Source organism: Synechococcus sp. R5-12, assembly GCF_047502655.1.
Lineage (GTDB): Bacteria > Cyanobacteriota > Cyanobacteriia > Thermostichales > Thermostichaceae > Thermostichus.
Window position 1 is genome coordinate 1 of record NZ_JANSIM010000279.1, and the last position, 2473, is coordinate 2473.

The window sequence follows — 2473 nt, forward strand, 5'->3', positions numbered from 1 at the left end:
TTGAACAGTGATGTTCAGCAGTGTTCAGCGTAAATGTATCAGGTAGGTATTGTGGGCATAGCTGCTCCGAATGGCAGAGAAACAGCCCGAAGATTCTGAGCTCTCCTCTCCACTCTTGGCTGGTCACCCCCCAGAGCCGAGCTGCCGGGAAAGGGTTGAGCTGCTCTCTTGGGATTTCTCGCTTGTTTATGATGATCTCGTGTGGGTTTCCAAACGCGGGCTGCCCAGCTTTTCAGGGAAACGTAAGGGATCCCACTGTGGGGTTTGGAGTTCCCTATGGCGGATGAGTTGCCGTTTACTCTAGATCAGCTCCTCATCGTGCGGGCAATTGCCCAGCAGGGTAGTTTTCGCCGTGCTGCCGATAGCCTGTTTGTCTCCCAGCCTGCCGTCAGCTTGCAAGTGCAGAACTTGGAGCGACAGTTGGGAGTGGTGTTGTTCGACCGCAGTGGGCGCAAGGTGGAGTTGACGGATGCCGGGAAAGTGCTGCTGCAGTACAGCGAGCGCATCCTCAAGCTGTGCCGTGAAACCATCGAGGCGCTGGCGGATTTGCAAGAAATGGAGCGGGGGCATCTGGTTCTGGGGGCCAGCCAAACGGTGGGCACCTATGTAATGCCTTCTTTGATCGCCCAATATCACCGCCGCTATCCACAAATTTCCGTACAGCTCTTGGTGCAATCCACGCGGCGAATTGCCCAGAAATTGGTGGACGGCCAGTTGGACGTGGCCATTGTTGGCGGGGAGATCCCCTTTGAGCTGCAGCGGCACTTGAAGGTGATGGCTCTGGCGGAAGATGAATATGTGTTGGTCGGTGCTCCCGGGTGTGCCATCGACTCTCCGGCTCTTGTGGATCTGCTGGCTTTGCCCTTCATCACCTTGGATCCCCAGTCTTCCACTCGGCAAACCATCGATCGGGTGCTGAACCGCCACGGCATTAACCCGGCCCAATTGAACGTGCGGCTGGAGCTCAGCTCGATTGAGGCGATCAAAAATGCCGTCCAGGCGGGGTTGGGGGTGGCCTTTCTGTCCATGGTGGCAGTGGGATCCGATGTGGAACAGGGGCGGTTCCGGAAGCTGGCGGTGGAAGGGCTACAGATACGGCGTACCCTCTGGCTGGCTTTTAACCCAGAGCGCTATCAATCGCAGGCAGCCACCCGCTTCCTCCAAGGGCTGCTGACCCGCCAAGACTGGCTGAAAACTCCCCCGCCCCATTTGCAGTTGATCGGCTAAGTTGCGATGCGTTACGGCCTTTTCCGAGTTGATGGGATCCCAGGTAGATTCCGGTGGATTGAGCAGGATCCCTGTTCAAAGAGATACGAGAGATATTTCCGTATAGGTGCATTCGCTGTAGCCAATGCTGCTCCGGAAGAAACTGCATCTGCTGAATCTGTCTGTGTCTACTGACCCCAAGCCGATGACCAGGCAAACGCTGTTGGAACGACTCCCCCTGGCCCAGCGCTTGGCGGAGTTACAGGCCCGCGTTCAAGAGATCCCGCTGCACAGGGTGAAATTGGAAGGGTTGAACATCGCAGGGGCAGAGTCCTGCTGGGCTGCCTATCGAGACTGGGGAAAAGGGATCCCACTGCTGTTTCTGCATGGCTTTATGGCCACTCATGCCAACTGGTGGCCGCTGATGCAAGGGTTGGGAGACGAATATCGCTGCATTGCCTTGGATTTACTGGGGTTCGGGCAGTCCGGCCAACCGGCCTTGCACTACGACATCGCTGCAGAAGTAGAGTTTGTGCGCGGATTTGTCCAAACGCTGGGCCTAGCTGCTCCGGTTTTGGTGGGCCATTCCTTTGGGGGATGGGTGGCGGCAGCTTACGCCGTGCGGTATCCGCTGCGGGGGTTGGTTTTGTTGGCTCCTGCCGGGATCCGCGACGACAGCTTTGTGAGACGCTACAACCATTTGCGGCCCTTGCTCTGGGAAAGCGCTTGGGTGGATTGGCTGTTGCGGGCGATCGCTCCGCTGGCCCGCTGGTGGCATTGGGAAGACAAGCTGGCCCAGCTCTTGTGGTTGCGGGGATCCCTGCGTCAGCAGCCGGTCGCTCGGCAATTTCTCCGACAACGTCTGCGCCCACAAGCTGCTGTCGATACGGTTGAACGTTATCTCAACTACATTCAGGCCCCCACCCTGGTGATCGCCGCCGAACAGGACGACACCATTCCCCTCTGGCACTGCCAAACCTATGCCGAAGGGATCCCTGGGGCTCAGCTCAAGATCCTGGCCGGGGCCGGCCACGCCATCCCTGCCTTGCATGGGGAACAGGTGCTGCCCCTGATCCGGGAATTTCTCGACACAGCCCTTTCCGCACAATGCGGGCTTTGAGCTGGGGCTGTAGCGTATGGCCGAGAGAGGAATGCCGCTTGCCAGATGGCGATGCCCGATAGGCGACGGAGCGCCGCCCAAGGGGAACGCGTAAACTACCCGGCCCTGACTGCTTCGCAGTACAGGGCGGGCTTTCGGTAGCCCTGC

2 protein-coding genes are annotated in these 2473 nt (G+C 58.7%); both read left to right on the plus strand.

What is annotated here, in order from left to right:
• Nucleotides 1-276: 276 nt before the first annotated feature.
• Nucleotides 277-1227, plus strand: coding sequence for a LysR substrate-binding domain-containing protein (locus tag NW843_RS13285; protein ID WP_414383566.1), 951 nt, complete (start codon nt 277-279; stop codon nt 1225-1227).
• A 184-nt stretch (nt 1228-1411) separates the two neighbouring features.
• Nucleotides 1412-2326 carry an alpha/beta fold hydrolase gene (locus NW843_RS13290; RefSeq protein ID WP_414523187.1) on the plus strand — a complete coding sequence of 305 codons (915 nt, stop codon included), beginning with the start codon at nt 1412-1414 and terminating at the stop codon, nt 2324-2326.
• The last annotated feature ends 147 nt before the right edge of the window (nt 2327-2473 follow it).

Coding starts and splice junctions, on each gene's coding strand:
- NW843_RS13285 (WP_414383566.1), top strand. CDS start 277: ATGGCGGATGAGTTGCCGTTTACTCTAGATCAGCTCCTCATCGTGCGG.
- NW843_RS13290 (WP_414523187.1), top strand. CDS start 1,412: ATGACCAGGCAAACGCTGTTGGAACGACTCCCCCTGGCCCAGCGCTTG.